This window comes from Streptacidiphilus rugosus AM-16 (genome assembly GCF_000744655.1).
In the GTDB taxonomy this organism is placed as follows: domain Bacteria; phylum Actinomycetota; class Actinomycetes; order Streptomycetales; family Streptomycetaceae; genus Streptacidiphilus; species Streptacidiphilus rugosus.
The window spans coordinates 1,325,542-1,341,221 of record NZ_JQMJ01000004.1 but is presented as its reverse complement, the minus strand read 5'-3'; the positions used below and the strand labels follow the sequence as shown (position 1 = coordinate 1,341,221).

Sequence of the window (15,680 nt, the reverse complement as noted above, 5' to 3'; positions counted from 1 at the left end):
TCTCCCGCGTCGCCCTGGTGTCGGGGCGTCAGCCCTGCCAGGATGACCGAAGTCGATCATCCGGGTACGACGCATGCGGGATGCGGGGGAGCAACTCATGAGTACGGCACAGACGGTGACGGTCTTCGGCGCGTACGGGCACACCGGACGCTTCGTGGTCGCGGAGCTGAGGGAGCGCGGGTTCCTGCCCGTGCTCTCCGGCCGCGACCCGGAGAAGCTCAAGGCGCTGGCGGCGACCGACCCCGAGCCGGCGGTCCGCCCCGCCTCGGTCGACGACCCGGCCTCGCTCGACCGCGCCCTGGCCGGCGCGGCCGCCGTGATCAACTGCGCCGGCCCGTTCGCCGCGACGGCCGGCCCGGTCATCGAGGCGGCGCTGCGGGCCGGCGTCCCGTACGTCGACGTGGCCGCCGAGATCGAGGCCAACGTCGACACCTTCACGAAGTTCGCGGACCGCGCCCGCGTCGCCGGGGTGGCCGTCGTTCCCGCGATGGCCTTCTACGGCGGACTCGGCGACCTGCTGGCCACCGCGGCGATGGGCGACTGGACCGCGGCCGACGAGGTGCACGTCGCCTACGGTCTGAACAGCTGGCACCCCACCGAGGGCACCCGCGCCGCGGGCAAGGTCTCCCACGACCGGCGCGCAGGCCGGCGCGTCCGCCACAGCGGCGGGGAGCTGCGGTACCACACGGACGAACTGCCCGCCCTGCGGTGGACCTTCCCCGCGCCGATGGGGGAGCGGGCCGTCGTCGGCGACTTCACCATGGCCGACGCCGTCACCATCCCGCACCACTTCTCCGTCCCCGAGCTGCGCTGCTACATGACGGTCGAGGCGGCCAGGGATCTCTCCGCCCCCGACACGCCCGCGCCGACGGCGGTCGACGCGGCCGGCCGGTCCGCGCAGACCTACCTCGTCGACGTCCTGGTCCGCTCCGGCGGCGTCGAGCGGCGGGCGGTGGCCAGGGGCCAGGACATCTACGCCGTCAGCGCGCCGCTCGCGGTCGAGGCGGTGGCCCGCATCCTCGACGGACGGACCAGGACGGTCGGCGTCGCCTCCGCCGGCGAGATCTTCGACGCCGGCGACTTCCTCGGCGCCCTGTCCGCGCACCTGTCCTTCGAGGTCACCCGGTAGCGGCGGCCCGAGGTCGGCGGCCGGTCAGGCCCGGCACAGCACCTCGCCGTGCAGGACGCTCAGCCAGCCACGGCCGTCGGCCGCCCAGCTCCGCCACCCCGCGCTGATCCGCTCCAGGTCCGCGCGGGTGGCGAAGCCCTCCGCCACCGCCTGTTCGGCGATGCCGGAGGAGAGGATGCGCTCCGCCCACATCCCGCCCCACCACGCGCGGTCCTCCTGGTCGGCGAAGCACCAGGTGGACGAGCCCGCCTCGATCCGACCGTCGGCGAAGCCGGCGTCCAGGGCCCAGGCGCGCAGCATCCGGCCCGCGTCGGGTTCGCCGTGGTTGGCGCGCGCGACCCGGTGGTACAGCGCGTTCCACTCGTCCAGCTCCGGCAGTAGCGGGAACCAGACGAAGCCCGCGTAGTCCGAGTCGCGCGCGGCCACCACACCGCCCGGCCGGCAGACGCGGCGCATCTCGCGCAGCGCCTGGACCGGGTCCGCCACGTGTTGCAGCACCTGGTGCGCGTGCACGACGTCGAACGAGTCGTCCGGGAACGGCAGCGCGTGCACGTCCGCCGTCTCGAAGCGCACGCCGGCCGCCTCCGGCACCGCGGCCGCCGCCTCGGCCAGCACCTCGGCCGAACGGTCCACGGCCGTCACCCGCCCGGCCCCACGCGTTCGGCCAGCCCCGCCGTGATCGTCCCCGGCCCGCAGCCGACGTCCAGCACGTCCTGGCCCGGCTTCAGCTCCGGCAGCAGGTACGCGGCGGAGTTCTCCACCGTCCGCCACCGGTGCGAGCGCAGTACCGAAGCGTGGAATCCGTGGGTGTAGTGGTTCTGATGATCGGTCATGTCAGCCTCCCTGCCGCTGACGTTAGATCATGTCTCGTTCCTTGAGAAACCTCGTCCCATCATCCAAGACGGTTGCGTTCTCCATCTGGCGTCCCGAGTGCCGGGTGCGGAAGGATGGCTGTACAGGCACGTAAGAGAGGGACACCCATGACACGTCGCGCGGTCCCGGTCACGACCGGCAGCTCCGCCCCGGACGCCCCGGAGACCCCGGCCGGCCCCGCCGCCGCGACCGCCCGAAGCCCGCAGACGCTCCTGTGGACCGCACTGACCATCGTGTACGTGGTCTGGGGCTCGACCTACCTCGCCATCCGCATCGTGGTCGAGACGATGCCCCCGTTCCTCTCCGCCGCCCTCCGCTTCGTCACCGCGGGCCTGCTCCTCGTCGGCATCGTCGCCTGGCGCTTCGGCCCGGACGCCCTGCGCGTCGACCGGCGCAGACTCGCCTCTGCCGTCCTGGTCGGCCTGCTGCTCCTGGTCGGCGGAAACGGCCTCGTCGTCCTCGCCGAGACCCGGATCCCCTCCGGCCTGGCCGCCCTGCTCGTCGCCAGCGTCCCCCTCTGGGTCATCGTGCTGCGCGCCCTCTTCGGCGACCGGCCCCGCACCGCGACCTTCGCCGGCGTGTTGCTCGGCTTCGCCGGGCTCGTGGTGCTCACGCTGCCCGGCAGCTCGGGGACGGTCCAGTTCGCTGGCGTCGTCGCCGTGCTCGCCGCCGCGCTGCTCTGGTCCGTCGGCTCCTTCCTCTCCTCACGGCTGCCGATGCCCGCCAACCCCTTCACCGCCAGCGCCTACGAGATGATCGCGGGCGGCCTCGGCGACCTCGGCATCGGCCTGTTCCGCGGCGAGCACCTGAACCCGGGCGCGGTCAGCGTCCACTCCTGGCTCGCCCTGGCCTACCTCGTCGTCTTCGGCTCCCTGGTCGCCTTCAGCGCTTTCGCCTGGCTGCTGCAGAAGGCCCCGCTCTCCCTCGTCGCCACCTACGCCTACGTCAACCCCGTCGTCGCCGTCGCCCTCGGCTGGCTGATCCTCTCCGAACCCGTCACCTGGTCCATCGCGGTCGGCGGGGCCGTCGTCGTCGCCGGAGTCTTCGTGGTGGTGAGCACCGAGTCCGCAACGAAGCGGGCCCCCGTCCCGAAGGACGAGGGCCCGCTGACCACGCGCGCCGATCACTCGCCGGACAGGACCTGATTCGCCGCCGCCCGCGCGTCCGCCGCGTTGTCGGTGGCGCGCGCCGCGGCCGCCGCGCGCTCGCACTGCGCCAGCGTCACCTTCGACAGCTTCGACCGCACATAGGGGATCGACGCCGCGCCCATGGACAGGCTGGTCACGCCGAGACCCGTCAGCACGCACGCCAGCACCGGGTCGGACGCCGCCTCGCCGCAGACACCGCAGCTCTTGCCCGTCGCCCTCGCCGCCTCGGCCGACATCGCGATCAGGTCCAGCAAGGCCGGCTGCCACGGGTCCTGCAGCCGCGCCACCGCGCCCACCTGGCGGTCCGCCGCGAAGGTGTACTGCGCCAGGTCGTTGGTGCCCAGCGACAGGAACTCGACCTCCTGGAGGATCGACCTGGCCCGCAGCGCGGCGGAGGGGATCTCCACCATCGCGCCGAACTTCGCCCGCAGACCCGCCTCACGGCACGCGTCCGCGAACGCCTTCGCGTCCTGGCGGTCGGCCACCATCGGGGCCATGACCTCCAGATAGACCGGCAGCCCCTCGGACGCACGGGCCAGCGCGCGCAACTGGGTCCGCAGCACCTCGGGATGTTCCAGCAGCGACCGCAGACCCCGCACGCCCAGCGCCGGATTCGGCTCGTCCGCCGGAGTGAGGAACTCCAGCGGCTTGTCGGCCCCCGCGTCCAGCACGCGCACCACCACGCGACCCTCGGGGAAGGCCTCCAGCACCTTGCGGTACGCCTCGACCTGCGCGTCCTCGGACGGCGCCTTCTTCGAGTCGTCGAGGCTGTGCTTTTCGAAGAACAGGAACTCGGTACGGAAGAGACCGACACCCTCGGCCCCCGCCTCGACCGCCGCGGGCACGTCCGCAGGACCGCCGACATTGGCCAGCAGCGGCACCCGGTGCCCGTCCGAGGTCTGCCCCGGACCGGACGAGGCCGCCAGCGCCGCCTTCCGCTCCGCCGCCTCGGCGCGCAGCTGCTCCTGCGTCTCCACGGAGGGGGAGATGATGACCTCGCCGGTGCTGCCGTCGACGGCGACGACGACGCCCTCGGCCATCCGGGTGGCGTCAGGCATCGCGACGACCGCAGGGACGCCGAGCGCGCGGGCGAGGATGGCACTGTGGCTGGTCGGCCCGCCCTCCTCGGTCACGAAGCCGAGCACCAGCGTCGGGTCGAGCAGCGCCGTGTCGGCGGGCGCCAGATCCCGGGCGAAGAGCACGTAGGGCTCGTCGCTGTCGGGGACGCCCGGCATCGGCACGCCCATCAGCCGGGCGACGATCCGGTTCCGCACGTCGTCCAGGTCGGCGACCCGGCCCGCCAGGTAGTCGCCCGCCGCGGCGAGCAGCGCGCGGTAGGCCGCGAACGCGTCGTATACGGCGCGCGCCGCGCTGCTGCCCACGGCGATCCGCCGCTCGACGTCCGCCATCAGCTCGGGGTCCTGCGCCATTAGCGCCTGGGCCTCGAGCACGGCCTGCGCCTCGCCGCCGGCGAGGTTCCCGCGCGCCTGGAGATCGGCGGCCACGGCGTCGACCGCCTGCCTGGCCCGAGCCTGCTCGCGCGGGGCGTCCCCGGTGGGGATCTGCTTGGCCTCCGGCTCCAGCACCGCGGTGCCCATGTGCCGCACCTGTCCGATCGCCACGCCGTGGCTGACGCCCACGCCCTGCAGGGTCTCTGTCATCTCACCGGTCTCCGCTTTGAGTCGCCGTCGAACGTCTGGTGTATCGCTGAACTACTGCCAGGTGAAGAGCGCGTCGCCGGCGGCGACCGCCCCGTTGTCCCTGACCTCCGACAGTTGCTCGGGCGTGCCCTCCAGGGCGACGACCGGACAGATGGACGACTTCCCTGCCGCCTCGACCGCGGTCGGGTTCCACCTGATCACGGGCTGACCGCGCTTGACCGTGTCCCCCTTCTCCACCAGCAGTTCGAAGCCCTCGCCGTTGAGCTGAACGGTGTCGATGCCCAGGTGGGTGAGGACGCCGTGCCCCTGGTCGTCGAGGACGACGAACGCGTGCGGGTGCATGGAGACGATGGTTCCGTCGACGGGCGAGACCGCAGCGCCGGGACCGGCCGCCGGCTTGATCGCGGTGCCCGGCCCGACCATGGCGCCGGAGAAGACGGGGTCGGGCACGTTCGCGAGCCCGATGGCCTCGCCGGCCAGGGGGGACGTCACGGTCGTCATGGTCTTGAGCCTCCTAAGTGGCGGAACCCAGGGCGCGCGGCCTGTGGGGCCGGCACGTCGAAGTCAGCCTAAATCATGGCAACTACGGACACTTGGGTACGAAGGTCCCGAGTCTGTGCCTCGCAGCGGGTGGTCGCGCGCGAGAGGTCTAGACCACTGCGCGCTTGATGAGACTCTACGTCATTCGGGTGACCTGCGCCGATTTGCTCGCCCGCAGCGGGCCATGTAACTTCTTCCTTGTGCCCGGCGCCGACCGGGACGAAAACACGGAAGACGGCGCGGAAAGCGCCCCGTTCCTTGAGAACTCAACAGCGTGCCAAAAGTCAACGCCAGTTACTTTTGAGAACAAATTTTCAGCGAGGACGCTGTGTGCTGACCTGCTCATTCCGGCAGGTGCTGCACCGCTCTACGCGAATGTAAAGCATTCACGGAGAGTTTGATCCTGGCTCAGGACGAACGCTGGCGGCGTGCTTAACACATGCAAGTCGAACGGTGAAGCCCTTCGGGGTGGATCAGTGGCGAACGGGTGAGTAACACGTGGGCAATCTGCCCTGCACTCTGGGACAAGCCTTGGAAACGAGGTCTAATACCGGATACGACCCTGGAGCGCATGCTCCGGGGTGGAAAGCTCCGGCGGTGCAGGATGAGCCCGCGGCCTATCAGCTTGTTGGTGGGGTGATGGCCTACCAAGGCGACGACGGGTAGCCGGCCTGAGAGGGCGACCGGCCACACTGGGACTGAGACACGGCCCAGACTCCTACGGGAGGCAGCAGTGGGGAATATTGCACAATGGGCGCAAGCCTGATGCAGCGACGCCGCGTGAGGGATGAAGGCCTTCGGGTTGTAAACCTCTTTCAGCAGGGAAGAAGCGCAAGTGACGGTACCTGCAGAAGAAGCACCGGCTAACTACGTGCCAGCAGCCGCGGTAATACGTAGGGTGCGAGCGTTGTCCGGAATTATTGGGCGTAAAGAGCTCGTAGGCGGCTTGTCGCGTCGGATGTGAAAGCCCGGGGCTTAACCCCGGGTCTGCATTCGATACGGGCAGGCTAGAGTGTGGTAGGGGAGATCGGAATTCCTGGTGTAGCGGTGAAATGCGCAGATATCAGGAGGAACACCGGTGGCGAAGGCGGATCTCTGGGCCATTACTGACGCTGAGGAGCGAAAGCGTGGGGAGCGAACAGGATTAGATACCCTGGTAGTCCACGCCGTAAACGTTGGGCACTAGGTGTGGGTCACATTCCACGTGGTCCGCGCCGCAGCTAACGCATTAAGTGCCCCGCCTGGGGAGTACGGCCGCAAGGCTAAAACTCAAAGGAATTGACGGGGGCCCGCACAAGCAGCGGAGCATGTGGCTTAATTCGACGCAACGCGAAGAACCTTACCAAGGCTTGACATACACCGGAAACGTCCAGAGATGGGCGCCCCCTTGTGGTCGGTGTACAGGTGGTGCATGGTTGTCGTCAGCTCGTGTCGTGAGATGTTGGGTTAAGTCCCGCAACGAGCGCAACCCTCGTTCTGTGTTGCCAGCGGGTTATGCCGGGGACTCACAGGAGACTGCCGGGGTCAACTCGGAGGAAGGTGGGGATGACGTCAAATCATCATGCCCCTTATGTCTTGGGCTGCACACGTGCTACAATGGCCGGTACAAAGAGCTGCGATGCCGTGAGGCGGAGCGAATCTCAAAAAGCCGGTCTCAGTTCGGATTGGGGTCTGCAACTCGACCCCATGAAGTCGGAGTTGCTAGTAATCGCAGATCAGCATTGCTGCGGTGAATACGTTCCCGGGCCTTGTACACACCGCCCGTCACGTCACGAAAGTCGGTAACACCCGAAGCCGGTGGCCTAACCCCTTGTGGGAGGGAGCTGTCGAAGGTGGGACCAGCGATTGGGACGAAGTCGTAACAAGGTAGCCGTACCGGAAGGTGCGGCTGGATCACCTCCTTTCTAAGGAGCACATAGCCGCTTGCGAGCGCATGTCTCGCACGGTTGCTCATGGGTGGAACGTTGACTATTCGGCACGCGAGATGAAGGCAAGGGCTAGTACTGCTTCGGCGTGGAACGCTCCTTCTTCTGATTCTCGCGGGTCGGGCACGTTGTTGGGTCCTGACGGAACGGGCTGGTGACAGTCTGAACCTTCTGGTCGTTGTTTGAGAACTGCACAGTGGACGCGAGCATCTGTGGCCAAGTTTTTAAGGGCGCACGGTGGATGCCTTGGCACCAGGAACCGATGAAGGACGTGGGAGGCCGCGATAGGCCCCGGGGAGCTGTCAACCGAGCTTTGATCCGGGGGTGTCCGAATGGGGAAACCCGGCAGTCGTCATGGGCTGTCACCCATACCTGAACACATAGGGTATGTGGAGGGAACGCGGGGAAGTGAAACATCTCAGTACCCGCAGGAAGAGAAAACAACCGTGATTCCGGGAGTAGTGGCGAGCGAAACCGGATGAGGCTAAACCATGGTGGTGTGAGACCCGGCAGGGGTTGCCATCATGGGGTCGTGGGATTGTGTTTCAGTCGTCTGCCGGCGGCTGGGCGAGTCAGAAACCGAGAGTGTAGTCGAAGGACATGCGAAAGGTCCGGCGTAGAGGGTAAGACCCCCGTAGACGAAACGTTCTCGGCTCGCTTATGCAACTCCCGAGTAGCACGGGGCCCGAGAAATCCCGTGTGAATCTGGCGGGACCACCCGCTAAGCCTAAATATTCCCTGGTGACCGATAGCGGATAGTACCGTGAGGGAATGGTGAAAAGTACCGCGGGAGCGGAGTGAAATAGTACCTGAAACCGTGTGCCTACAAGCCGTGGGAGCACTTCGGTGTGACTGCGTGCCTTTTGAAGAATGAGCCTGCGAGTTTGCGGTGTGTGGCGAGGTTAACCCGTGTGGGGTAGCCGTAGCGAAAGCGAGTCCGAATAGGGCGAATGAGTCGCGCGCCCAAGACCCGAAGCGGAGTGATCTAGCCATGGGCAGGTTGAAGCGCGGGTAAGACCGTGTGGAGGACCGAACCCACCAGGGTTGAAAACCTGGGGGATGACCTGTGGTTAGGGGTGAAAGGCCAATCAAACTCCGTGATAGCTGGTTCTCCCCGAAATGCATTTAGGTGCAGCGTCGCGTGTTTCTTGCCGGAGGTAGAGCACTGGATAGGCGATGGGCCCCACCGGGTTACTGACCTTAGCCAAACTCCGAATGCCGGTAAGTGAGAGCGCGGCAGTGAGACTGTGGGGGATAAGCTCCATGGTCGAGAGGGAAACAGCCCAGAACACCGGCTAAGGCCCCTAAGCGTGTGCTAAGTGGGAAAGGATGTGGAGTCGCAGAGACAACCAGGAGGTTGGCTTAGAAGCAGCCACCCTTTAAAGAGTGCGTAATAGCTCACTGGTCAAGTGATTCCGCGCCGACAATGTAGCGGGGCTCAAGTACACCGCCGAAGCCGTGTCATTCATGCTATAGCCCCAACGGGTGCATGGATGGGTAGGGGAGCGTCGTGTGCCGGGTGAAGCCGCGGAGGAATCCAGTGGTGGACGGTTCACGAGTGAGAATGCAGGCATGAGTAGCGATACAAGAGTGGGAAACTCTTGCGCCGATTGACCAAGGGTTCCTGGGTCAAGCTGATCTGCCCAGGGTAAGTCGGGACCTAAGGCGAGGCCGACAGGCGTAGTCGATGGACAACGGGTTGATATTCCCGTACCCGCTTTGAAGCGCCAACGGCGAACCAGGTGATGCTAAGCCCGTGAAGCCGCCCGGAGGTCTTCGGACCGAAGGGAGTGGTGGAGCCGGCGACCCGAGCTTGTAGTAGCTGAGCGATGGGGTGACGCAGGAAGGTAGTCCAGCCCGGGCGGTGGTAGTCCCGGGGTAAGGGTGTAGGCCGTGTGGTAGGCAAATCCGCCACACAATAGGCTGAGACCTGATGCCGAGCCGATTGTGGTGAAGTGGATGATCCTATGCTGTCGAGAAAAGCCTCTAGCGAGTTTCATGGCGGCCCGTACCCCAAACCGACTCAGGTGGTCAGGTAGAGAATACCGAGGCGTTCGGGTGAACTATGGTTAAGGAACTCGGCAAAATGCCCCCGTAACTTCGGGAGAAGGGGGGCCACGCCTGGTGACGGCACTTGCTGCCAGAGCTGGGGGTGGCCGCAGAGACCAGCGAGAAGCGACTGTTTACTAAAAACACAGGTCCGTGCGAAGCCGTAAGGCGATGTATACGGACTGACGCCTGCCCGGTGCTGGAACGTTAAGGGGACCGGTTAGCTCCATTTCGGTGGGGCGAAGCTGAGAACTTAAGCGCCAGTAAACGGCGGTGGTAACTATAACCATCCTAAGGTAGCGAAATTCCTTGTCGGGTAAGTTCCGACCTGCACGAATGGCGTAACGACTTCTCGACTGTCTCAACCATAGGCCCGGTGAAATTGCATTACGAGTAAAGATGCTCGTTTCGCGCAGCAGGACGGAAAGACCCCGGGACCTTTACTATAGCTTGATATTGGTGTTCGGTTCGGCTTGTGTAGGATAGGTGGGAGACTTTGAAGCAGCAACGCCAGTTGTTGTGGAGTCGACGTTGAAATACCACTCTGGTCGTGCTGGATGTCTAACCTGGGTCCGTGATCCGGATCAGGGACAGTGTCTGGTGGGTAGTTTAACTGGGGCGGTTGCCTCCTAAAATGTAACGGAGGCGCCCAAAGGTTCCCTCAGCCTGGTTGGCAATCAGGTGTTGAGTGTAAGTGCACAAGGGAGCTTGACTGTGAGACCGACGGGTCGAGCAGGTGCGAAAGCAGGGACTAGTGATCCGGCGGTGGCTTGTGGAAGCGCCGTCGCTCAACGGATAAAAGGTACCCCGGGGATAACAGGCTGATCTTCCCCAAGAGTCCATATCGACGGGATGGTTTGGCACCTCGATGTCGGCTCGTCGCATCCTGGGGCTGGAGTAGGTCCCAAGGGTTGGGCTGTTCGCCCATTAAAGCGGTACGCGAGCTGGGTTTAGAACGTCGTGAGACAGTTCGGTCCCTATCCGCTGCGCGCGCAGGAGTATTGAGAAGGGCTGTCCCTAGTACGAGAGGACCGGGACGGACGAACCTCTGGTGTGCCAGTTGTCCTGCCAAGGGCATGGCTGGTTGGCTACGTTCGGGAGGGATAACCGCTGAAAGCATCTAAGCGGGAAGCCTGCTTCGAGATGAGTACTCCCACCCACTTGATGGGGTAAGGCTCCCAGTAGACGACTGGGTTGATAGGCCGGATGTGGAAGCCCTGTGAGGGGTGGAGCTGACCGGTACTAATAGGCCGAGGGCTTGTCCATAGTTGCTACGCGTCCACTGTGCTGTTCTGAGACAGCGATCACCGCTTGTTTCACCGTGTTTCGGTGGTCATAGCGTGAGGGAAACGCCCGGTTACATCCCGAACCCGGAAGCTAAGCCTCACAGCGCCGATGGTACTGCAGGGGGGACCCTGTGGGAGAGTAGGACGCCGCCGAACAACCATTCCAGTGAAGCCCCCTGACCATAGGTCAGGGGGCTTCACTGTGCTGCGCGTGAACTGCGTTAGAGTCGGGCTGCATCGTTCGAAGTGTTCTACAGGAGGCCCCCGGGTGGAGGTTCAGGAGACGCGTGTCCAGACCGACCGCGTGCTCACCATCCCCAATCTGCTGAGCATGGCGCGCCTGGTGGGCGTGCCGGTCTTCCTGTGGCTGGTGCTCTGGCCGGAGTTCGGCGGGCCCACGAACGACGGCTGGGCCATCGGGATCCTGATGCTCAGCGGAGTGAGCGATTACCTCGACGGCAAGCTCGCCCGCCGCTGGGGTCAGGTCAGCCGGCTGGGTCAGCTGCTGGACCCGCTCGCGGACCGCCTCTTCGTGCTCTCCACCATCGTGGGTCTCACCTGGCGCGGGATCATGCCCTGGTGGCTCACGGTGATCCTTCTGGCGCGTGAGGTGTTCATCGCGTCCCTGCTGCCGATCCTGAGACGTCACGGATACGGCCCACCCGAGGTGAACTTCATCGGAAAGGCGGCTACGTTCAATCTGATGTACGCGTTCCCTTTGCTGCTGCTCACGACCTATGACAACTGGGTCGGGACTGTGGCGAGCGTCATCGGTTGGGCGTTCGTCTGGTGGGGTACGACGCTCTACTGGTGGGCAGGGATCCTGTACGCGGTGCAAACTCGCCGTCTCGTGAAGGCGAGTGCCCTGCCCGATTGAGGAGGAGCCAGCCGACATGAAGGCCGTAGTGATGGCCGGGGGCGAAGGAACCCGTCTTCGCCCGATGACCGCGAGCATGCCCAAGCCCCTGCTGCCGGTGGTGAACCGGCCGATCATGGAACACGTGCTTCGGCTGCTGAAGAGACACGGTCTCACCGACACCGTCGTGACGGTCCAGTTCCTTGCCTCTCTGGTGCGCAACTACTTCGGTGACGGCGAAGAGCTCGGCATGAAGCTGACCTACGCCAACGAGGAGACCCCGCTCGGGACCGCCGGCAGCGTGAAGAACGCCGAGGACGCACTGAAGGACGATTCCTTCCTGGTGATCTCCGGCGACGCGCTCACCGATTTCGACCTGACCGAACTCATGGAATTCCATCGCTCCAAGGGAGCGATGGTCACCGTCTGTCTGACGCGCGTGCCGAATCCCCTGGAATTCGGCATCACCATCGTCGACGAAGAGGGCAAGGTCGAGCGGTTCCTGGAGAAGCCCACCTGGGGCCAGGTCTTCTCGGACACGGTGAACACCGGTATCTACGTGATGGAGCCGGAGGTCTTCGACTACGTCGCCGCGGACACCTCCGTCGACTGGTCGGGCGACGTCTTCCCGCAGCTCCTCAAGGAGGGCAAGCCGATCTACGGCTTCGTCGCCGAGGGCTACTGGGAGGATGTCGGCACCCACGAGAGCTACGTCAAGGCCCAGGCCGACGTGCTCGAGGGCAAGGTCGACGTGGACATCGACGGCTTCGAGATCTCCCCGGGGGTCTGGGTCGCCGAAGGCGCGGAGGTCGACCGTGAGGCGGTCCTGCGCGGACCCCTCTACATCGGGGACTACGCGAAGGTCGAGGGCGGCGTCGAGATCCGCGAGCACACCGTGCTCGGCAGCAACGTCGTCGTGAAGCGCGGGGCGTTCCTGCACAAGGCCGTCATCCACGACAACGTCTACGTGGGTCCGCAGACCAATCTGCGCGGCTGCGTCATCGGCAAGAACACCGATGTCATGCGGGCCGCGAGGATCGAGGACGGCGCGGTCATCGGCGACGAGTGCCTGATCGAGGAGGAGTCGATCATCGCGGGCAATGTCCGCGTGTACCCCTTCAAGACCATCGAGGCCGGCGCCTTCGTCAACACCTCCGTCATCTGGGAGTCGCGGGGCCAGGAGCACCTCTTCGGTGCGCGCGGCGTCTCCGGGATCATCAACGTCGAGATCACCCCGGAACTGGCGGTGCGCCTCGCCGGCGCCTACGCGACGACGCTCAAGAAGGGCGCGACCGTCACCATCGCGCGTGACCACTCCCGTGGTGCGCGAGCGCTCAAGCGCGCGATGATCTCGGCCCTGCAGGCGAGCGCGATCGACGTGCGCGACCTGGAGAACGTTCCGATGCCCGTCGCCCGCCAGCAGACCGGCCGCGGCAGCGCGGGCGGGATCATGCTGCGGACCACGCCCGGAGTCCCCGACTCGCTCGACGTGCTGTTCTTCGACGAGCGCGGCGCGGACCTGTCCCAGGCCGGCCAGCGGAAGCTCGACCGCGTCTACGCCCGCCAGGAGTACCGCCGGGCCTTCCCCGGCGAGATCGGCGACCTCAACTTCCCGGCGACGGTCTTCGACTCCTACGCCGGAAGCCTGCTCCGTGCGGTCGACACACGCGGAATGAAGGAGGCGAAGCTCAAGGTCGTCGTCGACGTCGCCCACGGCAGCGCGTCGCTGCTGCTGCCGAGCATCCTCGGCCGCCTCGGCATCGAGGCGCTGACGGTGAACCCCGGCATGGACGAGGCGCATCCGACGGAGACGATCGAGGAGCGGCGGGTCGGCCTGGTCAGGCTCGGCGAGCTGGTCTCCTCCTCGCGCGCGGCGTTCGGCGTGCGTTTCGACCCGGTGGGGGAGCGTGTCTCCTTCGTGGACGAGCGCGGTCGGATCATCGAGGACGACCGGGCCCTGCTGGTCATGCTCGACCTGATCGCGGCGGAGGGCCGGAGCGGCAAGGTCGCGCTGCCGGTCGCCACGACGCGGATCGCCGAGCAGGTCGCGGCGTACCACGGCACCCAGGTGCTGTGGACGACGACGTCCCCGGACGATCTGACGCGCGCGGCGTCGGCGGACGGCACGGTCTTCGCGGGCGACGGGCGCGGCGGGTTCGTGGTGCCTGAGTTCAGCGGGGTCTTCGACGGAACGGCGGCGTTCGTGCGCCTGCTGGGTCTGGTCGCCCGGACCCAGCTCACCCTGAGCCAGATCGACGCGCGCATTCCGCGGGCCCATGTGCACCGCCGTGACCTGGCCACCCCGTGGGCCGCGAAGGGCATGGTCATGCGCAAGGTCGTGGAGGCGGCGGGCGAACGCGAGGTCGACACGACGGACGGCGTCCGCGTGGTGGAACCCGACGGCCGCTGGACGATGGTCCTCCCGGACCCCGCCGAAGCCGTCACCCACCTCTGGGCCGAAGGCCCGGACGACACCTCGACGCAGGCCCTGCTCGACGAGTGGGCCGCCGTCGTGGAATCCGCCGGCCGCGACTAGCCTCCGGCGGAGACCTTTGCGCCCGCGGCACCTCCCGGTGAAGGGGCAGTTGCACTACCGCAGGGGCGCGGGGACTGCGCGACAAGCCACCCCGTGCGGATGGTCCTCCAGTAACAGGGCCATCCGCACAGGGTGGTTTCTCGCGCAGTCCCCGCGCCCCTGTTGTGGTTGCTCGTCTGCGCAAGGTTCCCCGCGCCCCTGTTGTGGTTGCTCGTCTGCGCAAGGTTCCCCGCGCCCCTGTTGTGGTTGCTCGTCTGCGCAAGGTTCCGCGCGTCGCTGTTGTGGTTGCTCGTCCGCGCAGGGTTCTGCGGGCCCCTGATGGGGCTGCTCGGCTGCCCACGTGGGGGGATTGCATCGTCTCTGCTTTGCACATGGGACGATATGCGGCATGGCGACGAACGGTGCCGGTAAGGCCAAGCGCAGCGACCCGCGCTTCGCGCGGCCCGACGCGTCCATGTCGCTGCTGACGAACGTCATGGAGCACAGCCTCGACGAGGGCTACGCCGAGGCCGCCCGGCGCAAGGGCGTCTACGGGAGCAGTCGGCTGCCCCGTGGCATTCAGGGGTGGCTGGTGTTCGGCGTGGGGCTCGCGCTGGTCGCGCTGGTGCTCAGCATCGGGGTCGCCCAGGTGCACCAGAGCGCTCCCGTCGCCGCGCGGGAGCGCCAGGCGTTGATCGACAGGATCAACCAGTCCACCTCCGCCGCCGACGGCACCCAGCAGCAGGTCCTCACACTGCAGGCGCAGCTCGACAAGCTGAGGGCCTCCGCGGTCGGCAGCGAGGAGAGCGCGCGTCTCGCACAGCTCCAGCTGGTCGTCGGGACGACCGCGGTGAGCGGGCCGGGGATCGAGGTGCAGGTCGACGACGCCGCCTCCGCAGGGACGGACCTCAACAACGCGAGCCCGCGCGCCGGCTCCGGCTTCGGGAACACCGGACGGGTGCGCGACAGCGACCTGCAACTGGTGGTGAACGCGCTCTGGCAGTCCGGCGCGGAGGCGATCGCCATCAACGGGCAGCGCCTGACCACCCTGTCCGCGATCCGCGCGGCCGGTGACGCGATACTGGTGAACGACCGACCGCTCACCCTCCCCTACACACTCCAGGCGATCGGCGGCCCGGGCATGGAGTCGGCCTTCCAGGGGAACGCCTACGGCGGCCTCTACCTGGACCAGCTCGCCCAGAGTTACCAGATCCGGCACCAGGTCTCGGGCAAGGGAAACCTGGATCTTCCGGCGGCCTCCGTTGGCGCCCTGCAGTACGCACATCCCTCGCCCTCCTCGGAAGGAACCAAGCAACCGTGATCGCCGTGCTGGGCCTGGTGCTCGGAGTCGTCGTCGGGCTCTTCGTGCAGCCCGACATCCCCGCGGCCTGGGTGCCGTACCTTCCCATCGCCATCGTGGCCGCGCTGGACGCGGTCTTCGGCGGGGTCAGGGCGATGCTGGACGGGATCTTCGACGACAAGGTCTTCGTGGTCTCCTTCCTCTCCAACGTCGTCGTCGCCGCGCTGATCGTCTTCCTCGGCGACCAGCTGGGCGTCGGCTCGCAGCTCTCCACCGGCGTCGTGGTCGTGCTCGGGATCCGGATCTTCTCGAACGCGGCGGCGATCCGCCGTCACCTCTTCCGAGCCTGATGTGGCAGCCGTGACGTTCTGTGATACAGGAAAAGTGCAGGTGGTGAA

The 15,680-nt window shown here is 66.5% G+C and carries 8 protein-coding genes, 3 rRNA genes and 1 pseudogene; 9 read left to right on the top strand and 3 right to left on the bottom strand.

The features are described 5' to 3' along the window. The first annotated feature begins 97 nt into the window (after positions 1–97). Complete coding sequence (locus BS83_RS15215) at positions 98–1,129, top strand: saccharopine dehydrogenase family protein (RefSeq protein ID WP_037604368.1); 1,032 nt, start codon at positions 98–100, stop codon at positions 1,127–1,129. 24 nt (positions 1,130–1,153) lie between these two features. On the opposite strand, the pseudogene BS83_RS15210 reads toward BS83_RS15215, so the two are convergent. Beyond that, positions 1,154–1,962, bottom strand: a pseudogene (locus BS83_RS15210) (methyltransferase domain-containing protein). Positions 1,963–2,109: 147 nt separating this feature from the next. Between BS83_RS15210 and BS83_RS15205 the strand changes: the two are divergent. Then, positions 2,110–3,147 (top strand): EamA family transporter, encoded by a 1,038-nt coding sequence (locus BS83_RS15205; RefSeq protein WP_084713522.1) that lies wholly within the window; start codon positions 2,110–2,112, stop codon positions 3,145–3,147. Here the strand turns inward: BS83_RS15205 and ptsP are convergent. Continuing rightward, positions 3,126–4,811, bottom strand: coding sequence for a phosphoenolpyruvate--protein phosphotransferase (gene ptsP / locus BS83_RS15200; RefSeq protein WP_037604367.1), 1,686 nt, complete (start codon positions 4,809–4,811; stop codon positions 3,126–3,128). The genes BS83_RS15205 and ptsP overlap by 22 nt on opposite strands. Before the next feature lie 51 nt (positions 4,812–4,862). Next, a complete protein-coding gene (locus BS83_RS15195; RefSeq protein ID WP_037604366.1) occupies positions 4,863–5,312 on the bottom strand; it encodes a PTS sugar transporter subunit IIA in 450 nt (149 codons plus the stop codon). 424 nt (positions 5,313–5,736) lie between these two features. Here BS83_RS15195 and BS83_RS15190 point away from each other — a divergent pair. The 7 genes from BS83_RS15190 (at position 5,737) to BS83_RS15160 (ending at position 15,632) form a co-directional block, all read left to right on the top strand. Next, positions 5,737–7,255: ribosomal RNA gene (locus tag BS83_RS15190) — 16S ribosomal RNA — on the top strand. 235 nt (positions 7,256–7,490) lie between these two features. Then, a 23S ribosomal RNA gene (locus BS83_RS15185) occupies positions 7,491–10,591 on the top strand. A 59-nt stretch (positions 10,592–10,650) separates the two neighbouring features. Beyond that, positions 10,651–10,767 (top strand): 5S ribosomal RNA (gene rrf, locus BS83_RS15180). Together the 16S, 23S and 5S rRNA genes form the textbook arrangement of a ribosomal RNA operon. A gap of 112 nt (positions 10,768–10,879) precedes the next feature. Continuing rightward, positions 10,880–11,488, top strand: a complete 609-nt coding sequence (gene pgsA, locus BS83_RS15175) for a CDP-diacylglycerol--glycerol-3-phosphate 3-phosphatidyltransferase (protein ID WP_037604365.1) — start codon at positions 10,880–10,882, stop codon at positions 11,486–11,488. A 16-nt stretch (positions 11,489–11,504) separates the two neighbouring features. Then, positions 11,505–14,003, top strand: coding sequence for a mannose-1-phosphate guanyltransferase (locus BS83_RS15170; RefSeq protein WP_037604364.1), 2,499 nt, complete (start codon positions 11,505–11,507; stop codon positions 14,001–14,003). Between the two features lie 388 nt (positions 14,004–14,391). After that, positions 14,392–15,303 carry a DUF881 domain-containing protein gene (locus BS83_RS15165; protein WP_051943082.1) on the top strand — a complete coding sequence of 304 codons (912 nt, stop codon included), beginning with the start codon at positions 14,392–14,394 and terminating at the stop codon, positions 15,301–15,303. Further along, the gene (locus BS83_RS15160; RefSeq protein WP_037604363.1) at positions 15,300–15,632 is read left to right on the top strand and encodes a small basic family protein; all 333 of its coding nucleotides are present in this window, start codon (positions 15,300–15,302) and stop codon (positions 15,630–15,632) included. Before BS83_RS15165 ends, BS83_RS15160 begins: the two co-directional genes overlap by 4 nt. Positions 15,633–15,680: the final 48 nt, after the last annotated feature.

Bases quoted from the DNA above. Each gene is read 5' to 3' on its own strand.
- BS83_RS15215 (WP_037604368.1), top strand. From the start codon at position 98: ATGAGTACGGCACAGACGGTGACGGTCTTCGGCGCGTACGGGCACACC.
- BS83_RS15205 (WP_084713522.1), top strand. From the start codon at position 2,110: ATGACACGTCGCGCGGTCCCGGTCACGACCGGCAGCTCCGCCCCGGAC.
- ptsP (WP_037604367.1), bottom strand. From the start codon at position 4,811: ATGACAGAGACCCTGCAGGGCGTGGGCGTCAGCCACGGCGTGGCGATC.
- BS83_RS15195 (WP_037604366.1), bottom strand. From the start codon at position 5,312: ATGACGACCGTGACGTCCCCCCTGGCCGGCGAGGCCATCGGGCTCGCG.
- BS83_RS15170 (WP_037604364.1), top strand. From the start codon at position 11,505: ATGAAGGCCGTAGTGATGGCCGGGGGCGAAGGAACCCGTCTTCGCCCG.
- BS83_RS15165 (WP_051943082.1), top strand. From the start codon at position 14,392: ATGGCGACGAACGGTGCCGGTAAGGCCAAGCGCAGCGACCCGCGCTTC.